The sequence below is a fragment of the Acidobacteriota bacterium genome, from assembly GCA_016196065.1.
Classification (GTDB): Bacteria; Acidobacteriota; Terriglobia; order Terriglobales; family Acidobacteriaceae; genus Acidiflorens.
This window is the reverse complement of record JACPYL010000008.1, coordinates 100,986-125,232: the sequence shown is the minus strand read 5'-3', so window position 1 is coordinate 125,232 and position 24,247 is coordinate 100,986. Positions and strand designations below refer to the sequence as shown.

General features: G+C 58.7%; 19 protein-coding genes and 1 pseudogene. 10 read left to right on the top strand and 10 right to left on the bottom strand.

Going from position 1 to position 24,247, the window contains the following annotated elements; genetic code table 11:
• Nucleotides 1-56 precede the first annotated feature (56 nt).
• Both murA and HY010_01650 read right to left on the bottom strand, forming a co-directional pair.
• Complete coding sequence (murA, locus tag HY010_01655) at nt 57-1,358, bottom strand: UDP-N-acetylglucosamine 1-carboxyvinyltransferase (GenBank protein ID MBI3474408.1); 1,302 nt, start codon at nt 1,356-1,358, stop codon at nt 57-59.
• A gap of 227 nt (nt 1,359-1,585) precedes the next feature.
• The gene (locus HY010_01650; protein ID MBI3474407.1) at nt 1,586-2,740 is read right to left on the bottom strand and encodes a beta-lactamase family protein; all 1,155 of its coding nucleotides are present in this window, start codon (nt 2,738-2,740) and stop codon (nt 1,586-1,588) included.
• 143 nt (nt 2,741-2,883) lie between these two features.
• Between HY010_01650 and HY010_01645 the strand changes: the two genes are divergently transcribed.
• The 3 genes from HY010_01645 to HY010_01635 all read left to right on the top strand — a co-directional run bounded on the left by HY010_01645 (nt 2,884) and on the right by HY010_01635 (nt 6,594).
• Nucleotides 2,884-5,256 (top strand): DUF1343 domain-containing protein, encoded by a 2,373-nt coding sequence (locus tag HY010_01645; GenBank protein ID MBI3474406.1) that lies wholly within the window; start codon nt 2,884-2,886, stop codon nt 5,254-5,256.
• A gap of 152 nt (nt 5,257-5,408) precedes the next feature.
• Complete coding sequence (locus tag HY010_01640) at nt 5,409-5,669, top strand: hypothetical protein (GenBank protein ID MBI3474405.1); 261 nt, start codon at nt 5,409-5,411, stop codon at nt 5,667-5,669.
• A gap of 157 nt (nt 5,670-5,826) precedes the next feature.
• Nucleotides 5,827-6,594 (top strand): hypothetical protein, encoded by a 768-nt coding sequence (locus HY010_01635; GenBank protein ID MBI3474404.1) that lies wholly within the window; start codon nt 5,827-5,829, stop codon nt 6,592-6,594.
• Between the two features lie 83 nt (nt 6,595-6,677).
• Here the strand turns inward: HY010_01635 and HY010_01630 are convergent, their stop codons facing one another.
• The 3 genes from HY010_01630 to HY010_01620 all read right to left on the bottom strand — a co-directional run bounded on the left by HY010_01630 (nt 6,678) and on the right by HY010_01620 (nt 9,504).
• Nucleotides 6,678-7,391 carry an SIMPL domain-containing protein gene (locus tag HY010_01630; GenBank protein MBI3474403.1) on the bottom strand — a complete coding sequence of 238 codons (714 nt, stop codon included), beginning with the start codon at nt 7,389-7,391 and terminating at the stop codon, nt 6,678-6,680.
• A 98-nt stretch (nt 7,392-7,489) separates the two neighbouring features.
• The gene (locus HY010_01625) at nt 7,490-8,131 is read right to left on the bottom strand and encodes a hypothetical protein (protein MBI3474402.1); all 642 of its coding nucleotides are present in this window, start codon (nt 8,129-8,131) and stop codon (nt 7,490-7,492) included.
• A 296-nt stretch (nt 8,132-8,427) separates the two neighbouring features.
• The gene (locus tag HY010_01620) at nt 8,428-9,504 is read right to left on the bottom strand and encodes a response regulator (GenBank protein MBI3474401.1); all 1,077 of its coding nucleotides are present in this window, start codon (nt 9,502-9,504) and stop codon (nt 8,428-8,430) included.
• A 130-nt stretch (nt 9,505-9,634) separates the two neighbouring features.
• Here HY010_01620 and HY010_01615 point away from each other — a divergent pair, with 130 nt between their 5' ends.
• A complete protein-coding gene (locus HY010_01615) occupies nt 9,635-13,150 on the top strand; it encodes a PAS domain S-box protein (GenBank protein MBI3474400.1) in 3,516 nt (1,171 codons plus the stop codon).
• 34 nt (nt 13,151-13,184) lie between these two features.
• Nucleotides 13,185-13,958, top strand: a complete 774-nt coding sequence (locus HY010_01610; protein ID MBI3474399.1) for a DUF4184 family protein — start codon at nt 13,185-13,187, stop codon at nt 13,956-13,958.
• A 69-nt stretch (nt 13,959-14,027) separates the two neighbouring features.
• Here HY010_01610 and HY010_01605 read toward each other — a convergent pair whose 3' ends face one another.
• Nucleotides 14,028-14,318 (bottom strand): winged helix-turn-helix transcriptional regulator, encoded by a 291-nt coding sequence (locus HY010_01605; protein ID MBI3474398.1) that lies wholly within the window; start codon nt 14,316-14,318, stop codon nt 14,028-14,030.
• A gap of 162 nt (nt 14,319-14,480) precedes the next feature.
• Between HY010_01605 and HY010_01600 the strand changes: the two are divergent.
• Both HY010_01600 and HY010_01595 read left to right on the top strand, forming a co-directional pair.
• Nucleotides 14,481-15,048, top strand: a pseudogene (locus tag HY010_01600) (sulfite oxidase-like oxidoreductase).
• Between the two features lie 96 nt (nt 15,049-15,144).
• On the top strand, nt 15,145-17,040 hold the full coding sequence (locus HY010_01595; GenBank protein MBI3474397.1) for a winged helix-turn-helix domain-containing protein: 1,896 nt from the start codon (nt 15,145-15,147) through the stop codon (nt 17,038-17,040).
• 39 nt (nt 17,041-17,079) lie between these two features.
• Here the strand turns inward: HY010_01595 and HY010_01590 are convergent, their stop codons facing one another.
• The 4 genes from HY010_01590 to HY010_01575 form a co-directional block, all read right to left on the bottom strand.
• Entirely contained in the window at nt 17,080-17,685 is a 606-nt protein-coding gene (locus tag HY010_01590; protein MBI3474396.1) for an SPOR domain-containing protein, read from the bottom strand.
• A gap of 117 nt (nt 17,686-17,802) precedes the next feature.
• Nucleotides 17,803-18,585, bottom strand: coding sequence for a slipin family protein (locus tag HY010_01585; GenBank protein ID MBI3474395.1), 783 nt, complete (start codon nt 18,583-18,585; stop codon nt 17,803-17,805).
• Nucleotides 18,586-18,800: 215 nt separating this feature from the next.
• Nucleotides 18,801-20,093, bottom strand: coding sequence for a nodulation protein NfeD (locus tag HY010_01580; GenBank protein MBI3474394.1), 1,293 nt, complete (start codon nt 20,091-20,093; stop codon nt 18,801-18,803).
• A 168-nt stretch (nt 20,094-20,261) separates the two neighbouring features.
• Entirely contained in the window at nt 20,262-21,584 is a 1,323-nt protein-coding gene (locus HY010_01575) for an NAD(P)/FAD-dependent oxidoreductase (protein MBI3474393.1), read from the bottom strand.
• A 25-nt stretch (nt 21,585-21,609) separates the two neighbouring features.
• Between HY010_01575 and HY010_01570 the strand changes: the two genes are divergently transcribed.
• From HY010_01570 to HY010_01560, 3 genes are all read left to right on the top strand, one after another.
• Entirely contained in the window at nt 21,610-22,317 is a 708-nt protein-coding gene (locus HY010_01570) for a CPBP family intramembrane metalloprotease (GenBank protein ID MBI3474392.1), read from the top strand.
• 85 nt (nt 22,318-22,402) lie between these two features.
• Nucleotides 22,403-23,086, top strand: a complete 684-nt coding sequence (locus HY010_01565; protein ID MBI3474391.1) for a TetR/AcrR family transcriptional regulator — start codon at nt 22,403-22,405, stop codon at nt 23,084-23,086.
• Nucleotides 23,087-23,100: 14 nt separating this feature from the next.
• Nucleotides 23,101-24,219, top strand: a complete 1,119-nt coding sequence (locus HY010_01560) for an efflux RND transporter periplasmic adaptor subunit (GenBank protein MBI3474390.1) — start codon at nt 23,101-23,103, stop codon at nt 24,217-24,219.
• The last annotated feature ends 28 nt before the right edge of the window (nt 24,220-24,247 follow it).

Genomic DNA, 24,247 nt, shown 5'->3' with positions numbered 1-24,247 from the left:
GAAGAACGTACGAATTCTGTGAAGGACCAACGGCGAACGACGGCTTTCACTCCGTACTATTGTCGTACCGGCGCAGCGGCTTTTTTGGGCAGGATGTCGCCAACGCGGCGGATCTGGGCTCCTACACTCTTCAACTTCTCTTCGATATTTTCGTATCCACGGTCGAGGTGGTACACGCGGTCAATGATGGTCTCTCCGTCCGCGACTAACGCCGCTAACACCAACGATGCGGAGGCGCGGAGGTCAGAGGCGAGCACCGCTGCTCCGCTGAGGGGAGTCTTTCCCCGGACGATGGCGCGGCGGCCTTCGATCTTGATGTTTGCGCCCATGCGGACCAGTTCCTGCGCGTGCATGAATCGGTTTTCGAAAATATTCTCTGCGATGACCGACGTGCCCTCAGCCTGCGTGGCCAACGCCATGAATTGCGCCTGCATGTCGGTGGGGAAGCCGGGATACTCTTCCGTGTTCATGTCGGCGGCGGTGAATGGATGATCGCCCATCACGCGGACCGAATCAGCTTTCACGGCGGTCTTGACGCCGGTCTCGTTGAGCTTCTGCAAGATAGCAGTGAGGTGGCTGGGATCGCAGGCGGTGACGTTGAGGTCTCCCCCCGTCAGCGCGCCGGCGATAATGAACGTCCCGGCTTCGATGCGGTCGGGGATGATGCGATGGCGCGCTCCGTGGAGTTTGGCAACGCCCCGCACGCGGATGGTTGACGTGCCTGCTCCTTCGATCTTCGCACCCATGGCGTTGAGCAGCGCGGCGAGGTCGGCAACTTCAGGCTCGCGAGCGCAGTTCTGCATGACGGTTTCACCCTCGGCTAGAGTTGCGGCCATGAGCAGGTCTTCGGTGCCGGTGACGGTGATCTTGTCGAAGACGATTTCGGCGCCGCGCAGTCGGTCGGCGGTGGCTTCGACATAGCCGTGTTCCTGCGTGATCTTCGCGCCCAGGCGTTCGAGTCCTTTAATGTGCAGGTCGATGGGGCGAGCGCCGATGGCACAACCGCCGGGCAGAGACACGCGGGCGCGTCCGCAACGGGCCACCAGCGGGCCGAGTACGAGGGTGGAGGCGCGCATGGTCTTGACGAGTTCGTAGGAGGCTTCCGGCGCGTTGAGCGTTTTCGCGCAGATGGTGGTGCGGTGCTGGGCGCGTCCAAAACCAAGTTCAACTTCGGCGCCCATAGCGGCGAGCAACTTGCGCGTGGTTTCGATGTCGCGGACTTGCGGGATGTTTTCGAGGATGACGGGTTCGTCCGTGAGCAGCGCGGCGGCCATGCAGGGGAGCGCGGCATTCTTCGCGCCGCTGGTGCGGATGGTGCCGAGCAGAGGTTCACCACCGCGGATGACTAGCTTGTCCATTTCAATGTTTTCCTGAAATTCATTTTAGCGGGGCGGGGGTGTGAGCAGGGATTGTTTTGCGGGGAGGGTTTGGTTTGTAACGAGCGGAGAGCGAGGAATTTCCGCCATGTTCGCTTCGGGCTGCCGTAGGCACTGGTTGCGATTGAGGGGGCAGCAGGTCCTTCGCTTCGCTCAGGATGACAGTGTCAAAACATTAGACACTCAAAATCTCAATCACCTCCGAGTTCTCAGTGGGATTTGAGCGCTTCGATGATGGCGTCGTGGAAGGTGGGACGAACTTGTTTGATGGATTGATTCTGGCAATCGGGCCAGGTGCGGTTAGTGAGTAAAGTGATGGAAAGTTGGCGGTCGGGATCGATCCAAAGAGAGGTGCCGGTGTAACCGAGGTGGCCGTAGGAACGGGGACCGAAGTATTTTCCGGATTGCGAAGGTGTGGAGGGGGTGTCCCAGCCCAGGGCTCGGGACGTTCCTTCCGGCGAGGCTTCGCGGCGGGTGAAGAGTTCCACCGTTTCGGGGCGGAGAATGGGGCGTCCGCCGTTCAACATGGTGTGAGCAAAGAGAGCGACGTTTTCGACGGGGGCGAAGAGGCCGGCATGTGCGGCAATGCCGCCGAGAAGGCTGGCGTTTTCGTCCTGCACTTCGCCTTGGATGATTCGACCGCGCCATGTACTTGCAGAGTTTTCGGGGCTACCTGTTTCGTTGGCGGTGGGGACGATCTGGTCTCGCCACGATTTTGGTGGATTGAATGTCGTGTGCGCCATGCCGAGTGGGCCGAAGATTTCGCGTTGGCAGAACGTATCGAGAGGTTCGTCGGCGAGGCGCTCCAAAGCAATTCCAAGGACGATGAAGCCGATGTCGCTGTACTCGGAGCGAGTGCCGGGATCGGCGGTCAGACCGGTAGTGAACGCCGCAGCCAGCAGTTCTTCGCGTGTCGTCGTCCGCTGATAGAGTTTTTCGTATGCGGGGAGTCCCGAGGAGTGGGCGAGGAGCATTCGCAATGTCACGTCGCGCCGGCGCGGGTCGCTGTTGTTGCTCGTAAATTCTGGGACGACGGCGGCGACGGGAGCGTCGAGGTCGAGGAGTCCTCTCTCGTAGAGGATCATTGCCATCGTCGTGGTCGCGATGGCTTTCGTGACCGACGCCAAGTCGAAGATGCTGGCCGCGGTGACCGCAGACGATGAGGGATCGTAGGTGAAGCGTCCTAAGGCGTGATGAGAGATGAGTTCTCCGCGAAGTGATACCGCGCACGCGCATCCGGGAAATGCGCGTGCCGTAATCGCTTTCTCGAGAATCGCGAAGGCTCCGCGGAATTTCTCTTCCTGCCCGCTGCAGTTGCGCACCAGGAAGACGAAGCCGGGGGGCGGATTGTCGTTGGCGGTCAAAGTTGAGTCGGAAGGCTGATCGGGTTATAGCAAAGGCGGTCGGCAGAGGCAAACGACGGTAGCTTGAGGAGTTACTAACGGGAGCGTGATCGTCCGGCAATTGCTTGAGAGGGCCGTTCGGGGTCGTGTACAGTCAAAACAGCGTGCAATTTCCTGCAAAAACTCTTTTGTTGAGCGTGCTTTTGCTGTCTGCGACTGCGTTCGCGCAGGCCGCAAACGACGCCCATTTCAGTGGGCTCGACTCCATCATCAACAAGGCGGTCGCCGACGGGCAAATTCCCGGCGCGGTCGTTATCGTTGGGCATGACGGGCATGTTGTCTACCGCAAGGCCTACGGGAATCGCGCGATTGAGCCACGGCGGGAGGCGATGACGCTGGGCACGGTGTTTGACTGTGCATCGTTGACGAAGGTAATTGCGACGACGACGGCAGTGATGCAGTTGTGGGAGCGGGGCAAAATTCGGATGAGCGACCCGGTGATGAAGTATCTGCCGGAGTTCGCGCAGAATGGGAAACAGGACATCACGGTGCGGCAATTGCTCATTCATTATTCCGGTCTGGCTCCGGATCTGGATCTTGCAAAGCCTTTCGCCGGGAAAGAAGCGACTTACCGTCTGGCATTTGCGGAGACGCCGGAACGAGCGCCGGGATCGCGGTTCGTATACAGCGATATTAATTTTGTCGTGCTGGGCGCGTTGATCGAAAAGGTGTCCGGCGAATCGCTGGATCAGTACACGCAGAAACATATCTTTACGCCTCTGGGGATGAAGGACACGCGGTATGAGCCTCCGCACTCGTGGGCCGCGCGAACCGCGCCGACTGAGGAAGACGAAAATCATCACATGCTGCGCGGGGTGGTGCATGATCCGACCGCGCGACGGATGGGCGGAGTCGCGGGACACGCGGGACTATTTTCCCCCGCGGACGATCTGGCGAAATTTGCGCAGGCGTTGCTGGACGGCGGCCGCGGCATATTGACCGCGGCGACGATCGCGAAGATGACTTCGCCGCAGCAACCGGCTACCGGGACGGCGGTGCGCGGCTTTGGATGGGATATCGATTCTCCTTTCTCGACGAATCGCGGTGAACTGTTGCCGGTGGGATCGTTTGGGCATACGGGATTTACCGGCGTGTCGCTGTGGATCGATCCGATTACCAGGACCTACATCGTGCTGATGTCGAATGCCGTCCACATGGGTGAGAAGGGAACTGCGGTGTCGTTGCGCACAAAAGTCGCGACTGCGGTGGCGGCGGAGTTGGCGTTGAAGCCGGCTGAATCCGAAGTGCTGCGGCTCGCGAAGACGACCGGCTACAACGAAATGCAGAGTGGGGCGCGCAAGCTGGCAGTGCGCAATGGAACGGTGAAGACGGGGATCGACGTCCTCGAAGAAACGGCGTTTGCGGCGCTGAAGCCTGCGAAAGAAGCGGCTCCCCGCAGGATTGGGTTGCTGACGAATCAGACGGGACTCGACTCGGAGGGGCGGCGAACGATTGATGTGCTCGCGCACGTGCCGGGAATTTCCCTGGACGTGATTTTCAGTCCCGAGCATGGCGTGACGGGGACTCTGGATACCACGGATGTCAGTAATACCAAGGACGCAGTGACGGGGACCACGGTACTCAGCGTGTATGGCGCGAGCGATGCGGCGCGGCGTCCGGCGGTGGAGGATTTGAAAAAGCTGGATGCGGTGGTGATCGACCTTCAGGATGCAGGCACCCGCTTCTACACCTATGAAACGAGTGTCGGATATTTTCTGGAAGCGGCGTCCAAGGCGGGAATCGACGTGGTTGTGCTGGACCGTCCCAATCCAGTTACGGGATCGTTTGTGCAGGGGCCGGTGTCGGATGAAGGGCGTGAAATGTTCACGAATTATTTTCCGATGCCAGTGCGGCAAGGGATGACGCTGGGCGAACTCGCGAAAATGTTCAATGCCGAACGGAAGATCGGAGCACGTCTCGACGTGGTCGCCATGCAGGGCTGGCAGCGCGGCGACTGGTTTGACTCCACCGGAGTGAGTTGGGTGAATCCTTCGCCAAACTTGCGGAGCTTAACGGAAGCGACACTGTATCCGGGAGTGGGATTGATTGAGGGCGCCAACGTTTCCGTGGGACGCGGGACAGATACTCCGTTCGAAATCGTAGGAGCGCCGTGGATCAAAGGGAAAGAGCTCGCCGCGTCGCTGAACCAGCGTGGCATTTCGGCCGTACGATTTGTGCCAGTGACGTTTACGCCTTCGTCCAGCAATTTCGCGGGACAGAAATGCGAGGGCGTGAATGTCGTATTACTGGAACGCAACACTTTGGACGCTCCGGAACTGGGAATAGAACTCGCGACTGCTTTGCATAAGCTTTATCCCAATGACTTCAAGATCGATAGGATCCAGGATCTGCTGCTGAATCAGGCGACTTATGACGCGTTGCTGGCGGGGCAGGATCCAAGGCGGATTTCAGAAGACTGGGAAGAACGGCTGGGAACGTTTATGGCGATGCGGGAGAAGTATTTGATTTATAAGTAGACCTCAGCATTCAGTACTCAGTCCTTCGCCCTTCGTTGTTCGTCCTGTTTGGATCTGGATTATCCCCCTTTATTTTCTGCGGTTTCAGACTCCTAAACCATATGTGGCTCTGAAATCGTTCCTCGCATACAATATTGCCTCCAGGTGGGTCCATGGTCGATTTTGCTCCCAATCCGTTCTTCCGTTGTGCCGGCCCGAATTGTGGCTTGGTAAAGGGCGTCAATAACCGGTGGTGGGTGATGTGGTCGTCATTCGGTGATCATTCCAGTCCTGTGCTGCACCTGTCGCCCTGGAACGAAAGAATGATCGTCGAGGAAGGCGCGTTGCCGGTGTGCGGAGAAGGATGCGCGCAGAAACTGCAATCGCAGTTCATGGGCAATCTGCGGGAGAATGAGGAACGGCGAAGGGCATAGAGGCAGTGTCAGTGCCAGTGCCAGTGCCTTGTGGTTAGTGATCAGCAAACCTCCCAACCTTTGTAGTTCTGCAGATCTTCCCGGCTAACCGATGGCTTTGCTGGTCGCATCAGAGTTATCAGGCTTGTTCTCAAATAACATCCCAACGAGGTGTTTCATGTGGATGCGTGTATTAGGCGCTCTGTTGATGACGGGCTGCGCAATAGCGCAGGCGCCGGATACTTCAACCCCAGCCGGTCCTACCCAGCCAGCGACCGGACAAGTGTCGCGGACGACCTCGGCAATTTCGGTGCCGGAAAGCACCAACGCGGTGGAAGGAACTGCTCCTCGGCTGGTGATTCCGTCCGGAACCAAAGTTCCGTTGGCGTTGAAGCAGGCCATTTCGACGCGCAATGCAAAAGAGGGTGATCCCGTTTACTGCGTGACTACATTTCCGTTTGTGGTCGAGGACCGAATCATCATCCCGGCTGGGACCTATGTGCAGGGGAAGATCAGCCGCGTGCAACGTCCGGGACGAATCAAGGGACGCGCGGAATTGCTGATGCACTTCACTTCGATGATCTATCCCAGCGGCTATACGGTGATGTTGCCGGGATCGCTCGACAACATTCCGGGCGCGGACAAGACTTCGATCAAGGGATCGGAAGGAACGGTTCGTCAGGATAGCGACCGGGGCAAGGATATTGGGACGGTTGCCAGCACGGCCTCGACAGGCGCGGTCATCGGCGGGTTGAGCGCGGGAGGGAAGGGCGCCGGATTAGGTGCTGCCGCGGGCGGACTCGCCGGATTGGCGATTGCGATGATCTCCCGGGGAAACGATGTGAAACTGGAGCCAGGCACGTCGATCGAAATGATTATTCAGCGCGAAGTGAGCGTGGACCCGAGCAGAATCACGTCCCGGCGGGAAGTGATTGTCCGCGAGTAGTGCGCGTCTTGCCGTGCTCTGAAATCTGACTACCCCCGCCCAAGCGAAGCTTGGACGGGGCACCCACCTGATTCATTCTCGAACTATTTCAAGGTAAACATGGCGTTCACGTGCGCGGTGACAGTGACTTCCTGCGGCGTGAATTCCTGCGTGGGAGCGGACATCTCCATGGCCATTACGGGTCCGCCTTTGCGCTGCATGGGCGCGTAGATACGAATGTTTTCCGAAGTATCCACCGAAGCGTAGGAGAGTTCTCCCAACGGTCGGCCGGCGGCGGTGGCCAGAGCCTGGGCGGAAGCGCGAGCGCGACGATACGCGTCGGCCACAGCCTTGCTTTTGGCTTCGTCCATGTTCTCGAGCGTATAGCTGAGCGACTGGCTCTCACTCACGTCGCTGTCGGCGAGTTGCTGCGTGATCGGGCCGATCTTGGCGAAGTCCTTGAGCTTTAGACTCACGCTGGTTGTGACCTGGTAGCCGATCACTTTGCGCTTGGGATTCTTCCAGTCATACATCGGGTTGACGGAGAAGAATCCGATTTCAGCGGCCTTGGGGTCGATGCCATTGGTGCGCAGGACCTGCCTTGTGCCTTCTGCGGATTTCGAGGCTTGCTCGTAGGCGGCTTTGGCAGTGTCCGCTTGCGCTGTGATGTTGAACTGGATCACAGCGGTGTCGGGAGCGGTCTCAAATTTTCCGTCGGCGCCGACGAAGACGGTGTTGGGGAGCGCAGTGAGGTTGGGGGCCTGGGCCGAGGACAACGTCGCCAGCACGAGTAAGGCAAGAATCAATCCAGATTTCATGGTGAGTCTCCGAAAAGTCAGTTATACACCGGGGCGCAAAAAAAGAGACGCGGCGAGCCGCGTCTCTACGGAAACAATCTTGTTGGAACTGCTTCGCCTTAGCGTGGAACTTGCAAAGCGCGATCGAGGCGGACTTCCATCGTGGTGCCTTTATCGAGACGGAGATCGTGGTCGGTGAGAAACCCTGCCAGGGCTCCCACTCCGGCGCCAGCACCGGCTCCGATCCCGGCTCCTTTGCCTCCACCGGCAATTGCGCCGCTGACCGTGCCGATGGCGGCGCCTACGGCTGCCGCTTCAATCACACGTTTCTTGCTCATGCCTTTGCGTTCGATCTCACCTTCGTTGTCGGGAGTTTTGACGGCATGTTCCCCGGGGACTCCGGTGACGGTCGCGACCAGAGGGACCCATCCATGATTGGTTTCGATTTCATCGAAGCTGAGCAGCATGCGGGCGTGCAGACCTTGCTCGACGGAGCTGACATGGCCCTTGATTTTTTTTCCGCGCGGGATGGTATTGCCGTTGGCAGCGATGAGGTCTTCTCCGAGCTTCACTTTGAAATGCTTACCCTGTTGCAGTTTGCGTGTGTCCAGTTTGTCTTCCAGGCGGACCAGGAAAGTGGTTCCTTCCGGGACCGCGTTTGGAGCAGCCATGGGCGCGATCAGCGGATCATGCGTTTGTGCCCAGAGTGCGGATGTTCCCAGCAAGAGACACGTTCCAAGCAGATTCGACAACTTCGTCATAACTCTCCTCGAGGCCCTATGAGACTTCCACCCCGGAACGGCCGTTCGCCGTCCCGGGGTTCCCGTCTGAAATTCACGTCAACTGGATGGTTGGATGTGAGGGTGGGGCAAAAACGATGCCTGGAGAATCGACGGGGTTGGATTCCGGGAGTACAGGCCCTAGCGGAACAAAATCAAACCGTGTCCTAAACGGAGGATTCTTAAACCTCTTGCGGCATTCGCGAAAGCAATGCCCCTAACGAACCCAATAACCAGAAACAAGAAACCAGAAACAAGAAACTGAAAGCAGTTTTGCTCTAGGAATGGGGGAAGCGTCCCTTTAGTGCGCAATCGCGGCGAAGTTGGTCCCAGATGTCGTCGGGCATGTCGAGGAAGACTTCGACGATGCGAGGATCGAACTGGCGGCCAGACCATTTGGAGATTTCCGTTCGAGCGGCCTCGTCGGTCTGTTTGGGGCGATACGGGCGGTCTGAAGTGATGGCGTCGAACGTGTCGGCGATCGAAAAGATCCGGGCGCCGAGAGGAATCTGATCGCCTTTGAGCCGGCGTGGATAGCCGGAGCCGTCATACTTCTCCTGGTGCGAGTAGACAATCTCAGCGGCTTCGTTGAGGAACGGGATATTTTTTACGATTTTGTACCCGTACCAGGCGTGCTCCTTCATGATCTCTACTTCATCAGGAGTGAGCTTGTCAGGCTTGGTCAGGATCTTGTCGGGAATGGCCATCTTGCCGATGTCGTGGAGGAACGCGCCACGCGCGATAACACCGATCTCTTCTTTTTGAAGTCCCATCTTGCTGGCGATCGCGATGGTGAACGCAGTGACCCGCCGGGAGTGGCCTTCGGTTTCGGCGTCCTTGAGGTCGAGTGCGTCGCCGAGAGCTTCGAGCGTGATGTCGTAAGAACGTTTTAGATCGTCCAAGGCTGACTTCCATTGCTGGGTACGCGCCGCGACCAGTTCTTCCAAGTTCGTGCGATACGCGTCGTTCTCGCGTTTCAGCCGCCGATTCTCCAGAGCGCGGCGAACTGTGGCCAAGAGTTGCTCTCGTTCGAACGGTTTCGGCAAGTAATCGTAGGCGCCGTGGCGAAGGGCCTGTAAAGCGACCTGGATGTCACTGACCGTGGTGACCATCACGACGGGAACGTCGGGGTATTTTTCCTTGGCGCGTTCGAGGAGGGCGGTGCCGTCGATGCCGCCCGGCATCAACATGTCAGAGAGCACGAGATCGAATTCCTCCCCGGACTCCAATAATGACAGGGCTTCGAGGCCACTGGCGGCCTGGCAGGTTTCAAAATTTGCCCCGGCCAGCATGGAACACACGATCTCCCGGATCGTTTCCTCATCGTCAACTACGAGAACACGGTCATGCGCCATGGCTGAGTGTGGAGAGTCTATCGTCAATTCTATCGCAGGGTGGACATTCCGAAAGTAACCACCCAGAGGCGGAAAAACCCCGGAAAACGGAAGCGCGCATGGTATCTAAAAATGAGGCTCTTTGGTACACGTGTCTATGAATCCTGCCTGGTTAACAGGCTTCCCGGTTGGCGCCCTCGCCATCCCATGGCTGGCGCCGAGGGAGTCCACTGCCCTGATCCTGGCGGTAGTGAGTTTCCTCTTCTATCGAGCTTTCCGTGAACGGTATCTGCTGACCTGGGGAATGGGCTGGATCACGTTCGCCGTCTTTCTGTTCATGGAGCGGCGTGGCCTGGTGCACGCGCCATCGCCGGCAGCGGCAGCCTTCACAGCGGCGGAATTCGTCGTAACCATGGGATTGTTTGCCTCGGCGGCGCTGCTGTCGGTCCATGCCAAGCGGTTGCTCACCGCAGCCCTGATGATCTCGTCGGTGGTCGTCGCGTGCGCGGTCCTGCGCCCGGTTTACCTGCCAGACTCCGAAGGAATGAAGATCGCGGTCGAAGCAGGCTGCCGGGTGATTGCAGTGCTGGCGGCATTTGGGCTGCTTCGCTATCGCTTTGGACGGATGGGCATTGGTCCAATTCTGCTGAGTCTTGGACTGCTGACGCTGAATCTGCATTGGCCGCCTTATACGAATCACATTCCCGTCGAAGGATTCCTGCTCGGCGAAATCCTTCTTGGTTCCAGCATGTTCCTGCTCGTGCTGGGGGATTCGCGGGCACGCGTGGAACGTTTGTCGGTCCTCAATGAGCTGACAGTCACGATATCGCGAGCCCAGAATCACGGGCCGATGATGCAGTCGGCGTTGGAAAAGTTGAAGACGGTGGCCAAGGCGAAGACGGCCTGGTTCCGCATGCTCGAAGGCAGCCAGCTGGTTTTGACGCAACATGTAGGTTTGTCGCCGGATTCCACGCGTTCGCTCGGCCAGATCGGAATGGACGACACCATGACCCAGGTCTTTCAGGACAACCGGGCGAGGGTGTTGAAACTTTCGGAGACGCCGGAGTCAGTGCGCGAACAGTTGAAGAAGCAGGGAATCCATCACGTGGTGGTGCTCCCAGTGCAGGGCAAGAAGTCGGTGATCGGCACATTCTCCCTGGGATGTTCGTCGAGCCGGCGGCACAGTGTTGAAGAGTTGGAATTTCTCGAAACCGTAACCCATCAATTGGGAATTGCGGTGGAGAATCTGCGGTTGCTGGAGCAGGTGTTGCGCTCGCAACGGCAGTGGATGAACACGTTTGATTCGATTCAGGATCTGATCCTCGCGCATGACGGCGACTTCCGCATTCTGAAAACGAACCAGGCGCTTCTGCAGAGATTGGAACAGGCGCCCGCGGATGTGGTCGGCAACCTTTGTGAAATGGTTTTGCCGCAGCGCATGCCGTGGAGCGGATGTCCGTACTGCGATCGTGGCGCGGGACTGACGGAAGGCGCGGATCCATGTTTCGGCGGGCAGGCTCTGGTTTCGACGTCGTCGTTTACGGAGCAGGGAAGCCAGCAGAAGGGCACCATTCACGTGGTGCGCGACACCACCGAGCGGCATGTGGCGGAAGAAAAATATCGCATGCTCTTCGAGCAGGCGCAGGAAGGTGTCTTTGTTGCGACGCTCGAAGGGAAACTGCTCGACTGCAACGATGCCTTCGTGACCATGCTCGGGTATGTGAGCCGGGAAGAATTGACGGCGGTCGATATTGACAGCGTGCTGTATCCGGTGCCGGATGAGCGGGCGGCGTTCCGGAACGAAATCGAAGCGCATAACTATGTGCGCAATTTTGAGATCACGGTCCGGCGTAAAGACGGAACCCTGCTGACGGCGGCGGCGAGTTGCTTTGCCACGCGCAATGCGATGGGGGGCATCGAGCGCTATCAGGGCTTCGTGTTGGACATCACGGAGAAGAAACGTTCCGAAGATGAGATGCGCCGTCGCAACCGCGAACTCAACGCGCTGAATGCCATGGCGGTGATTGCGACCCAGTCGTTCGATCTGGACGAAATTCTTAACCTCACGCTCCGGCAGGTGATTTCACTGTTTGGGGCGGAAACGGGATCGGTCTACCTGGCAGCGGGTGCGGAAGGTACGTTCCGCCGGCGAGCGGGCTGGGGCCCGCGCAGTGAAGCGCGTGTCCGCATGTCGGAAGCGAGTTTCCCGGAGGGATTTGGCGACCTCGTGATGCGGTCGCGGGCGGAAGTCGTAGGTCAGGATTTTGTTCCCCACCTGCCTCCAGCTGTCGTCGAGTTTGTCTGCGCGGACCGGTTGCCGGGATGGATCTGGGTTCTACTGTGGAGTAAGGACAAGCCGATCGGCATCATGGGTATTGCCAGTAAAGAAGCTCGTCAGTATTCGAGCAACGACGAAAATCTGCTGGTAGCGATCAGCCGTCAACTGGCGACGACGATCGAAAAAGTTCAGCTCTACGAAGAGACCTGCAAGGCGTACGAAGACCTGCGGCACACCCAGGAACAACTCCTGCAGAGCGAAAAAATGTCGGCGGTGGGGCAGTTGATTGCCGGGGTGGCACACGAGTTGAACAATCCACTCACCGCAATTCTGGGATACGCGCAGTTGCTGGACCAGGCGGGACTAGACCAGCGCTCCGCGGATTACGTGAAGAAGCTGTTCAAGCAGGCGCAGCGCACGCATCGCGTGGTGCAGAACCTGCTTTCCTTCGCTCGCCAACGCAAACCGGAGAAGCAGGCTGTTGATCTGAAGAGGGTTCTGGAAGAAACGCTGGCGTTGCGCGAATATGATCTGAAAGTCAGCAACATCACGCTGGAACGCGATCTGGTCGACGAGTTGCCGCCGGTCGTGGCGGATCCCCACCAGTTGGAACAGGTATTCCTCAACGTGATCAATAACGCGCTGGATGCGATGCTGGAGAGCAACAGCAGTGGCGTATTGAAGGTGCGCACCTTCCGCCGCAACAACTTCGTGTGCGCCGAATTCGATGACAGTGGACCCGGGATCAAGGATCCCAGCCGTATTTTCGATCCTTTCTATACGACGAAGACGATCGGCAAAGGGACGGGACTCGGGCTCAGCATCTGCTACGGGATCATCAAGGAACATGGCGGCGAGATTGTGGCTCGCAACCGTGACGAAGGCGGCGCTGCCATTGAAATCAGGCTGCCGGCCAGCGAGAAGCAGGCGTTACCCGAGGTTGCGAGTTCTCCGCAAAGACGTGAGTCGTTACTCAAGGGGCGTGTGCTGCTGGTGGAAGATGAGGAAGCAGTGCTTGAGTTTGAGCGTGACGTGCTGGTGGGCGCTGGAGCCGACGTCACCACCTCGCTCAATATTGACGAAACAAAACAGCACCTGGGCAACGGTTCGTTTGATGTCGTCGTGATGAACGGGCGCATGCCGGGTGGTCCGAATGTGGAAGAAATGCATCGCTGGATGTTGGCGAATTGTCCGGGGCTGGAGAAGCGGACGCTGCTGACGTTCTCGAGCGTGATGGATGCAGATACGCGGCGCTTTCTGCAGGAGCAGGATGTACCGTCGCTGGCGAAGCCATTTGAAGTAGCGGACCTGATCTCTCAGGTACTGCGCCTGCTGCAACGGGAAGATGCAGCCGATGCCAAGGCTAACGCAGCTGGTTCGGGCGCGTAGGACTTCGATTCAAGTCTAGGTCATAATCCCAGCGATGCCTTTCACAGTGGCCCATGCTGCGGCAGCACTGCCGCTGCGAAGATCAGGACTCGTGTGGTCAGCGCTAGTCCTTGGCACATTTGCGCCGGATTTCGAGTACTTTCTTCGCCTGGCGCCGGACGTTGGTTACGGTCACACCCTGCCGGGAACATTTCTCCTTACGCTGCCACTTGCGCTGATCGTGTTGTGGCTCTTCCACGCTGTGGTGAAAGCTCCAGTAGTGGAACTATTGCCTGCGAGCTTTCGCGACCGGCTGGCGGAAGATGTCGAGGCGTTCCGCTTCGGCGGGGCTGCCAGGTTCGCGATGATCCTTCTTTCGATCTTGCTGGGGATTGCGACACATCTGGGGTGGGATTCCTTTACTCATCCCAATACGTGGGTCTATCGTCACTGGGCGATTCTTCATGCGTCATTGAAGATTCCAATCATTGGGGCGACGCCTCTCTACAAACTCTTTCAGCACGGCAGTACCGCGATTGGAGTTGGAATCCTGGTGATCTGGCTGCTGGTGTGGCGCCAAAACGCGAAGCTGCATCATGAATCCACTAACCATAGGGTCTCGGGACGTCACAGACTCACCGTATTGGCGGTAGTGATTTCAATAGCTTTGGCGGGAGCCGTGATCCGAGCTGTCGTAGCTCTTGGACTTCCAGCGGGTCATCTGGCTCAAAAGCGGTTTGTCGGGTTGTGGGTAACCACATTGGTAGCGTTGTTGTGGTGGCAGATTGTGCTCTACGGGGCATGGTACAAACGCAGGACGGATACCTGACATCGCGTCAGCGCTGTGGTTTAACCAGTGACGGCGCGGCGCCCTCGGACTGCCGGCAAGGTGTCGGAGCTAGAGTTGTGCCTTCATCGCGCGAGTCATTTGTGAGATCAGCTTCTGGTTGCGGCGATACCATCGCCACGTGCCCTGCTTCTTGACTTCCACCAGACCTGCTGTTTCCAGAATCCTCATGTGATGCGAGACGGTGGGCTGCGAGAGCTTCACTCGTCCTTCGATGTCGCCGGCGTTGAGGCCGAGGTCTTTGCCCCCGGTACCCTTATCCTTGAGTGCTTGCAGGATGCGTCGACGCGCGGGGTCGGCGATGGCGTGGAGGAAAGGACCGAGGTCGGGAGCGTTGGGCATCAGAGGAAGATTAGCAGAAGACGGCTGCGAGCTACGAGCTGGGAGCTTCGAGCAACCGGGTCACTCGCAGCTCGAAGCTCGCAGCGTGATACTTTAGATCGCTGTTGGCATCTACTGACCATGCTTTTTGAAGGCAACGAACGGCGCGAGCTTGAGCGAAAGATGAAGGCGGCGGGGCGTCTGCCTCCGGGGCAGTCGTTGACCTTGAAGTGGCCGGTACTGCATTACGGGTCTGATTCCGCGATTTGATCCGGAGAGATGGGCCTTTCGCGTCTTCGGGCTGGTCCAGAATCCGCTGCGTTTTTCGTGGGCAGAATTTTCCAAGTTGCCGCGCGCCGAGAGAACGAGCGACTTTCACTGTGTGACACGCTGGAGCCGGTTCGACAATCGCTGGACCGGGGTGGCGATGCGGGAAATTCTCAAGCTGGCTGGTCCGGCTCCGCAGGCCAGATATGTCCTTGTGCATGCGGAACAGGGCTACACGGCGAACGTGCCGCTCGCAGATCTCGACAGGGAAGAGGTGTTAGTCGCGACCCATCATGATGGACAGGCATTGACTCCGGACCACGGGTATCCGGCGCGCCTGATTGTGCCGCATCTGTATGCGTGGAAGTCAGTGAAGTGGGTGCGCGGGCTGGAATTTCTCGATCAGGATAGCGCAGGCTTCTGGGAACGGAATGGATATCACATGTACGGGGATCCGTGGAAAGAGCAACGGCACTCGGAGTAATCGCTGCAGCGTCTGCCGTTCTTGACTGTCGCCGGAACCAGCCTCACAATCGTTCTTCTGTTTCGTGGGCCCATTCCCAGGCCTGAGTCTCCGGACATGAAAACACCTAACCAAAGAACTGCTTCGTTCGGTCCCTACACGCTCGATCTGCGTTCTGGGGAACTGCGGAAGTTTGGGACGAAGGTAAAAATGGGGGAGCAGGCTTTTCAGATCCTGCGTGTGCTGCTGGAAGCCTCCGGGGAACTAGTGACGCGGGAGGAGTTGCGGTCGAAGCTCTGGCCCGACGACACGTTTGTGGATTTTGACCACGGGCTGAACTCCGCCGTGCAGCGATTGCGCGATTGCCTCACTGACTCGGCTGAGAAGCCGCGATGGATTGAGACCGTTCCGCGGCGCGGTTACCGGTTTGTGGGGCAAGTGGAATGGACGGAGGAAAGCCGGTCACAGGACACAGTGCCAGGCATGGCTCCTGGAGCTGAGCCCGTCGAAGTGGCGGCGGGTTCGGAAACGCACGGCACGGGAGGGAACTGGGGGCGCCGAAGCGCTCTAGCCGTGGTGGTGGCCTCGGCATTGATTCTGGTTGGCTTCCTCACCGTTCACGAGATCAGGAAGGCGCAGGCCACAAAACGCGCTCACCTGATTCGCTCGCTCGCGGTGTTGCCGCTGGACAATTTCTCCGGGGATTCTTCCCAGGAATATTTTGCAGACGGCATGACGGATGAAGTGATCACCATGCTGGCAAAGAATCCCGCGTTGCGCGTGATCTCGCGTACATCCGTAATGCAATACAAGGGTGTACATCGGCCGCTGCCGGAGATCGCCAAAGAACTTGGAGTGGATGGGATTCTAGAAGGCTCGGTGGGCCGTTCGGGAAGCCGGGTACACATGACGGCGCAGTTGATCCATGCGGCCACCGACACGCATGTGTGGGCAGAGACCTTCGACCGCGATCTGAGCGACGTTGGGACGCTGCAAAACGAATTAGCGGAAGCCATCGCGCGGCAGGTGGGGACCGCGACCTCGATCGCAGAAAGGGCCGAGAAGAAAATAAACCCGGAGGCGCACGATGCCTACCTTCTGGGTCGGTATTACTGGTTCGCGGGCGAGTACGCAAAAAGCCGTCCCTTTTTTCAGAAAGCCGTTGACATTCAGCCGGACTATGCCGCCGGCTGGAGTGGCTTGTCCGATGCGTACTGTGCGAACGCGGCTTCGGGAGAGTATGCGCCGGACGCGGTGATGCCCCTGTGCGAGGCGGCGGCGAAGCGTGCTGTGGAACTCGACGACTCCCTCTCGGAGGCGCACACCTCCGTGGCCGCAAATTACCTGTTTCACCACTGGGACGTCATGGCGGCGGAGCGAGAATCGGCAAAGGCGGTGGCGCTTAATCCCAATAACTCACAAGCTCACGAGCTGCGATCCAACGTGCTGGTCGTTTTGCATCGGTACGACGAGTCAATCCAGGAAACAGCCAAGGCGATGGAACTCGACCCCTTCGCCGATCCTGCAGGTATGGTTGCCGCCTTGTTGAGCGTGCGCCGCTTTGACGAAGCGATCAAGGAAGCTCGCATTCGAATCGCCGCGCAACCCAACCTCAGCATACTGCATGGCAGCCTGGCGGATGCCTATCTGTTGAAGGGAATGGAAGAGGAATCGGAAGTGGAGTTTGAACGCGCAGTGGAACTGGATGGCGAAAAGGAAAGGTCAGCTGAGTTACGGCGTGCGTTCCGCGCCGGGGGTATGCGAGCGGCGCTTGCCATGCGAGCCGAGAGCCTCAAACGGGCGGCCGCTCATCGATACGTTTCGCCCTTGGATCTGGCCGTGGTCTCCGCCCGCATCAGGAACAAAGAAGACACGCTGCGTTACCTGGAGGAAAGTTACCAGAAACACGCGCCGTTCCTGATCTTTATCCAGCAGGATGCGACCTTTGACTTTGTGCGCAACGAGCCGCGCTACCGCGCCATCGTACAAAAGATGGGCCTTCCTCCGGCGTAGGAGACGTGCGGAGGAATCCGCTGTTCGAAAAACCGGATCCTACTTCTTCAAAATCGGGTTGTAGCCGTCGGCGATCAGGCGGGTTCTCATGGCTTCGGCGTCCTTGATATCGGCGTACGGGCCGACTTGGACGCGGAAGAATTTATCGACCGATGGATTGTTGGCGGAGAAGGCCGGGTACTGTTTCTTCTTCAAAGCTTCGACCAGGGCGTCGGCGTCTTCCTGGCGGGTTACTGCGGCGACTTGCACGTAGTAGGAGCCGGCCGACGAAGCAGCGGTCGGGGAGTTCGCGTCGCTCTTGGGTTGATCGGTTGATGCTGCCGCCGCGGCGGGTTGTGCTTGCGCGTCCGGTGTCGCTAGTTTGGTGTCAGCGGTTTTCTGCCCTCCAGAATTGAGGAAGCTGAAGTTGTCCGACGAAGGCGCCGGTTGAGGAGGCGTGTTCTTTCCTGCCGATGGACGGACTACAGCGGAAGGATTTCCGGATTGCGCGGCGAGGACGTTCCCGTTTCCAACCATGTTGGCCTTCCGTCCAAGCGAAAAGCCGATCGCAAAAAATCCGGCGCAGATCACGACCAGCGCGAAAAATAGCGCGAGCATGCGGCCGGTGCCGAGGGTGATCTCCGTGTCTTGTTGAGTGTTCGCCATACTCCGGGTCGGGGCTAAAGCCCCTCATCATTTTAGAGCGTCTTTACGCGGCCCTTAAGGGCCGCGCTTCCACGGTGGTGCCAACGGCTGTTCCAAGGCGTAGCGCGCCTTCCCAAGCTAACTCCCGGTCTTCTCGGGCGGGGCCGCTAGTAATCTCTGCAATCCACCAAAGAAATCAACTGGGACAGGGAAAACTACAGTCGTATTCTTCTCAACGCCGATTTCGGTTAGGGTTTGCAAGTAGCGCAATTGCACGCTGACGGGTTCGGTCGCCAGCAGATGAGCGGCGTCGACCAGTCGCTGCGCGGCGGAGAACTCGCCTTCGGCGTGAATGATCTTCGAACGCTTTTCGCGTTCCGCTTCGGCTTGCTTTGCCATCGCGCGCAACATCGACTCCGGCATATCGACCTGCTTCACTTCCACGTTGACGACTTTCACGCCCCAGGGAGCGGTGTGCTGGTCAAGAATGCTCTGCAGGCGCAGGTTGATCTTTTCGCGATGCGCCAGCAGTTCATCAAGTTCCTGTTCGCCGAGGACCGACCGCAGCGTAGTCTGCGCGAACTGCGAAGTCTGGTAGACGTAGTTCGAGACTTCGACCACAGCTTTGTTGGGATCGATCACGCGCAGGAAAATGACGGCATTCACTTTCAAGGTGACGTTGTCGCGGGTGATGATGTCCTGCGGCGGCACTTCGAGCGCTTCCTGGCGGAGCGAGACGCGGACGATGCGATCGACGGGGGCAAAGACCAGAATGACGCCCGGGCCCTTGGCGTGTCCCATCAGGCGTCCGAGGCGGAAGATAACCCCGCGTTCATATTCGGCAAGAATCTTGATGGAGCTGAGCGCGTAAATAATGACGATTACGATCGCAACCGTAACCACTGGAAACCCGAGATCCATAACTACCTCCGGGCGAACTTTTTAAATGAGAGCGTATGAGCGGATTGTAGCGCAAATAGTGACGCGGGCGCGGTGAGGCGCGTTGTTAAGAGTGATGCGGGGTCTTCCTAAGGAAGTGGCGGCAAGTGATCGGCGGCTAAAGCCAAATTCACAAATGGACAGATAATCGCAGCGGTGAACCGCTGCGCCACCCAAAGGCAAATTCATCCGCGTCTCTACACCATCACCGGGCGAACCGAGGGCGCCGGGTCAACTTGCAGGGTAAGTCCGTCAACGTGCCGCACCATGACTCGCTCTCCGGCGGGAACCGGCGTGGTGCTGACGGCATCCCAGAGTTCGCCGTGGACCATGATTTTTCCGGCGGGCGCGAGCGCGGTTTGGGTGACGCCGATTTCGCCGATTAATCCTTGCTCACCGGTGGTGATCTTGTTGCGGCGTGCTCTGACGGCGATGCTCATCAGGAAGGCGGTAATAAGTCCGAGCGGAACGCTGACGGCCAGCGCGGTCAACAACCGCACGCGCAGTTCGGGGATGGGGGAATCGACGAGGAGTAAAGCACCGAGAGTCAGGAGAACGATTCCGCCGGTGGTGAGGACTCCGTGGCTTGCGAGTTTCGCTTCCGCCGCAAATAAGACGAAAGCCACAAGGATCATCGCCAGGGCTGCGTAGCGAATCGGCAGGAAGTGCATGGCGAAGGCGGCAAACAGAATGAAGATCACGCCAATCGTGCCGGGGATCACTGCTCCGGGATGGTTGAATTCGAAATACACGCACAGCGCGCCGATCGCGAGGATGATGTACAGCACGTTTGGATCGACAATGTAAGCAAGGATGCGCTGCTTGAGCGTCATCGGAAAATCGCGCACGGGCTGGCTGGTGAGATTCAGGGTGACAGCGGTTCCATCGAAGCGCTTAACGACCTTGCCGGAAATCTGGCGGAAAAGGTCCTGCTCGTCGGAAGCTACGTAGTCGACTAACTTTTTATCGAGGGCTTCCTGTTCGGTAAAAGACTTGGATTCACGCACCGCACTTTCGGCCATCTCGACATTGCGGCCTCGTTTGGAAACGACGGAGCGCATCTGGGCGGCAGCGTCGTTTTCGATCTTCTTCATCATCACATCATCGGGTTTACCGAAAACGCCTACCGGATGGGCGGCGCCGGTGTGCGTGCCGGGAGCCATGGCGGCGACGTCCGCGGATTCGAGGATGAAGAGACCGGCGGAGGCAGCACGTGCTCCCGTGGGCGCCACATAGATCACGACGGGTACGGGCGAGGTCAGGATCTCGTGGATGATCTGGTCGGTGGAGTCAAGGAATCCACCGGGCGTGTTGATCTCGATCAGCACGGCCTGGTCGTGATTGGCGGCAGCCGCTTCGAGCGCTCGGCCAATATACTCGGCGGTAACGGGGTGGATCGTGTCGTTGATGACGATCTTCAGGACGTCGGCGGAGGCCGAGACAGCGAAAAATACGATGAGAGCAACAAGCAGGAATCGTAATGGCTTCATGATTCGAGCAGCGGCTGCGCTTTCCGCGCGGGGCTGCTGCCGACATAATCTTACGCCCCTTCGGGGCTCCATCTCTTGCGCGAACTACCCACGGCTTGCGCCGTGGGCTGCACTCTTGCGCCGCTTTGCGGCTGAGAAGCCCAGCTTGCTCCGTGAGTCTCTGCGTGCTTACCCGATTTTGCGGCCCGCCTTATCAATCAGTTCGACGGTTTCCTTGTGTTCGTTCGTCCAGCCGGGCAGCAGGTTGCTGCCGGTAATCAGACGCGCGCCGCGTTCGTAGGTGATATATGACCAGGCCCACTGGATCATCACCAGCAACCGGTTGCGGAACCCGATCAGGAACAGCACGTGGATGAAGAGCCAGGCCAGCCAGGCGAAGTATCCGGAGAGGCTGAAGCCGGGAAATTGGGCGACTCCCGAGGCGCGTCCGATGGTGGCCAGGCTGCCTTTGTCGTTGTAGTGGAAATTGCGGCGGGGCTGGTGCTCCAGGTCGCGGGCGATGGTCTTGGCCGCCCACCTGCCTTCCTGCATGGCTACCGGAGCGACTCCCGGAAGCCATTTGCCATTTGGGTCCTGGAGCGCGGCGAGATCGCCAATTACGAAGACCTCGGGGTGATCCGGGATGCTAAGGTCAGGCTTCACCAGGACGCGCCCAGCACGGTCCAGAGGCGTATTCAGCTTCCGGCCAAGCTCAGAGGCCGCAACACCTGCCGCCCACAGCACCACATGGGCTGGAATGCGATTGTTACCCACCCAGACCGCCCCAGGCTCGATGCCGGTGACAACCGTAGAGACCCGCACTTCGACGCCGAGGTGCTCAAGTTGGGCCTTTGCCTTCGCAGACAGATCCTCGGAATAGGCAGCTAGAACGCGGGGACCTCCTTCCAGCAACAGGATCCGTGTGCGCTCCGGGTTGATGGAACGGAACTCCTTTGCCAGTACATGGCGACAGATTTCGGCCAGGGTGCCGGCCAATTCCGTCCCCGTAGGCCCAGCCCCAACCACGACGAAATTCAGGGGGAAGTCGGGGACACCGGCCGCAACCTGGCGCTCCGCCAGTTCAAAGGCGAGCAGGACGCGACGGCGAATTTCGAGGGCATCCTCGATGGTTTTGAGGCCCGGGGCGAGGGGCTCCCAATCCGGGTGACCAAAGTAAGCATGGGAGGCGCCCGAGGCTATGACCAGATAGTCATACGGTAGTACCCCCTCATTCGTAATGACCTCGCGTGCTTTCAGATTGAAATCGACCACTTCCTCAAGCAACACTTCAATATTGGAATGGCCTCTGAATATCCAGCGGATAGGCGCGGCAATTTCGCCGGGAGACAATCCGGCAGTCGCGACCTGGTAGAGAAGAGGCTGAAACGTATGGTGATTTTTGCGGTCCACCATCGTCACGTGAACGGGCAAGCGGACGAGTTTTTGGGCGGCAGTCAGTCCGCCAAAGCCGGCTCCGACAACCACCACGCGCGGCTTGGATTGGCTATTCATAGTCATCACTATAGAGATTCAAAACATGGCAGTTGAGTCGAAATCTTTTCGCGCGGTTGCGAACCCGTTGCCCCCATTGACGATACGGGTGCACACGGAGACGCTCTCTTCCGTGTGGCGGCGCCGCCTGGTCTGGGCCCAGGTGATCATCGCCTTTCTGGCAGTGGAGTGCGGAGTTTGGGCGGCCCGGTTGTCGGTCAGGAACCGCTGGGCAATCGCGGCGGGCATCATCGTGGTGACGTTCGCGCTCGTCGATCGGCCTTCTGTCCGACGGCTCGGTTTGGGACTGCCGACGGCCATGGGCACCGGGCTGATGCTCGGCGTCGGTCTCGTTTGCTCGGTATTGTTGACTCTCTTGTCTCATTGGGTGGGCGGGCCGGTTCCGGCTAATCCGCTGTTCTCAAACATGCACCTGGCATGGCAGTACATGGTCTGGGCGCTGGTGCAGGAATTCATGCTGCAGTCGTTTTTCTTTACGCGCTGCGAAGAGTTGTTCGGCAGTGCAACCGCGGTATGGATTACGGCAACGTTCTTCGCGGTGATCCACGTGCCGAACATGGTGCTGACGACCTTCACTCTGATCGGCGGACTGTTCTTCTGCGAAATGTTTCGCCGCTATCGCAGTATTTACCTGCTCGGCATCGTGCACGCGGTGCTCGGTTTGACTCTGTCCGCCACCATTCCTGCGAGCTTGCTCTACAACTTGCGCGTGGGGATCGGGTTCCTGCGATAGGCCACTGCCTCCAGCCATTCCGTCTTGACACTGCCCCCTTGAATCTCCTATAAGTAAGTGTTTACTTACCTGCTGTTCTCACGTCATGGCGACTCCACAGACTCGTTTTTCTTCGGCCGACCGTCGCGAGCAAATACTCGAGGTGGCTACTGGTCTGTTTGCGCAACAGGGGTTCCAGGGGACGACGACGAAGTTGATTGCCGAGCGTTCGGGTGTGACCGAAGCGCTGATTTTCCGTCATTTTCCCAGCAAGGAAGAACTGTACTGGTCGGTGATCGAGCGCAAAATTGATGGGGCGGCTCCGCAGGAACATCTGCTGGAAAATCTGGAGGCGGGCGGCGACGATCTCTCTGTGCTGTCGCGGGTTGCATTCGAAGTGCTGGAACGCCGGGCTAAAGATCAGACGCTTTCGCGCTTGCTTCTATACAGTGCGCTCGAAAAGCACGAGCTTTCCGAGCGTTTTTTCCGAAACTACATTGCGAACTATTTTGAAGTGCTGGCGCGATTCGTGCGGCAGGGAGTCGCCGCCGGACGGTTCCGGAAAGTCGATCCCATGCTGGCCGCGCGTGGGTTTCTCGGCATGGTGATTTATCACTCCTGGATACAGGAGTTGTACGGCGGGAAAAGCGTGCAGGACTTCGATAGCCGCGAGGTCGGCAGGACTCTGGCTGGTATCTGGCTGCAAGGGGTGCAGGTAGAAAAGAAAAAAGCGCGGGGCGGCCGCAAAGTTTTGCCGCGCCCGAGACGCGTAAAGCATCAGGTGAAATAAGGCATGAGAAAAGCATGAAAAAAGAAGACCAAGTCTGTTTTCGGATTCCGTTGCTGACGGCCATGGCAGCCGTGCTGGGATTATTGTCGGCTTGCGCTGGGACGAAGGCTGCTCCCGGGCCGCCGCCCCCGGTGCCGGTACTAGCCGCGACGGTGGAGCAGAAGGATATCCCGCTGCAGGTGCACGCGATTGGCGCAGTCGAAGCCTTTTCCACGGTTTCGGTAAAGACGCAGATCACGGGCGAACTCACCGGCGTGTTCTTCAAAGAAGGCGAAGACGTCCGCCAGGGACAATTGCTGTTTACCCTCGATAAGCGCCCCGGAGAGGCGGATGTGCGGCGAGCCCAAGGTGCTTTGGCGCGCGACGAAGCCCAGGCACAGAACGCGCTTAGCGACCAGAAACGCTACGAGTCGCTGGTCAAGGCCGGGGTCATCTCGACGCAGGAATATGACCGGGTGGCGGCCAATGCAACCGCGCTACAGGCTGCGGTTCGCGCCGACCGTGGCACGCTGGAGAATGCGAAAGTGCAGTTGGTGTACGCGTCCATCTATTCGCCGATCAATGGACGCACGGGAAACCTGATGGTTCATCAGGGAAACATGATCAAGGCGAATGACGTCCCGGCACTGGTCAACATCAATCAGGTTGAGCCGATCTATGTAACCTTTACGGTTCCCCAGCAATACCTGGGCGAGGTCAAACAATATTCGCGCAACGGCAGTTTGATCGTGCAAGCGACAATTCCGGGGGACGCGCGCGGTCCGATCTCCGGGAAGCTGAGTTTCATCGACAACATGGTGGATCCCGGTACGGGCACGATCAAGCTGAAAGGCATGTTTACGAACGGCGATCGGCGTTTATGGCCGGGGCAGTTTGTGGACGCTTACCTGACTCTGAAGACGCAGAGCAATGCGTTGGTGATTCCGTCGCAGGCCATTCAGAATGGGCAGCAGGGGCCGTATGTGTACGTGATCAAGGACGACAACACAGTTGAAGTGCGCCTGGTCACGACGACGGACACGCAACAAGCGGGGCAGTTGATCGTCCAGAAGGGTCTGGCAGTGGGCGAGCGCGTGGTTACGGATGGGCAGTTGCGCTTGGTGCCCGGCAGCAAGGTGCAGATCAAGAGCTAGCACTTGGCATTGAGCACTTAGCGAAGTC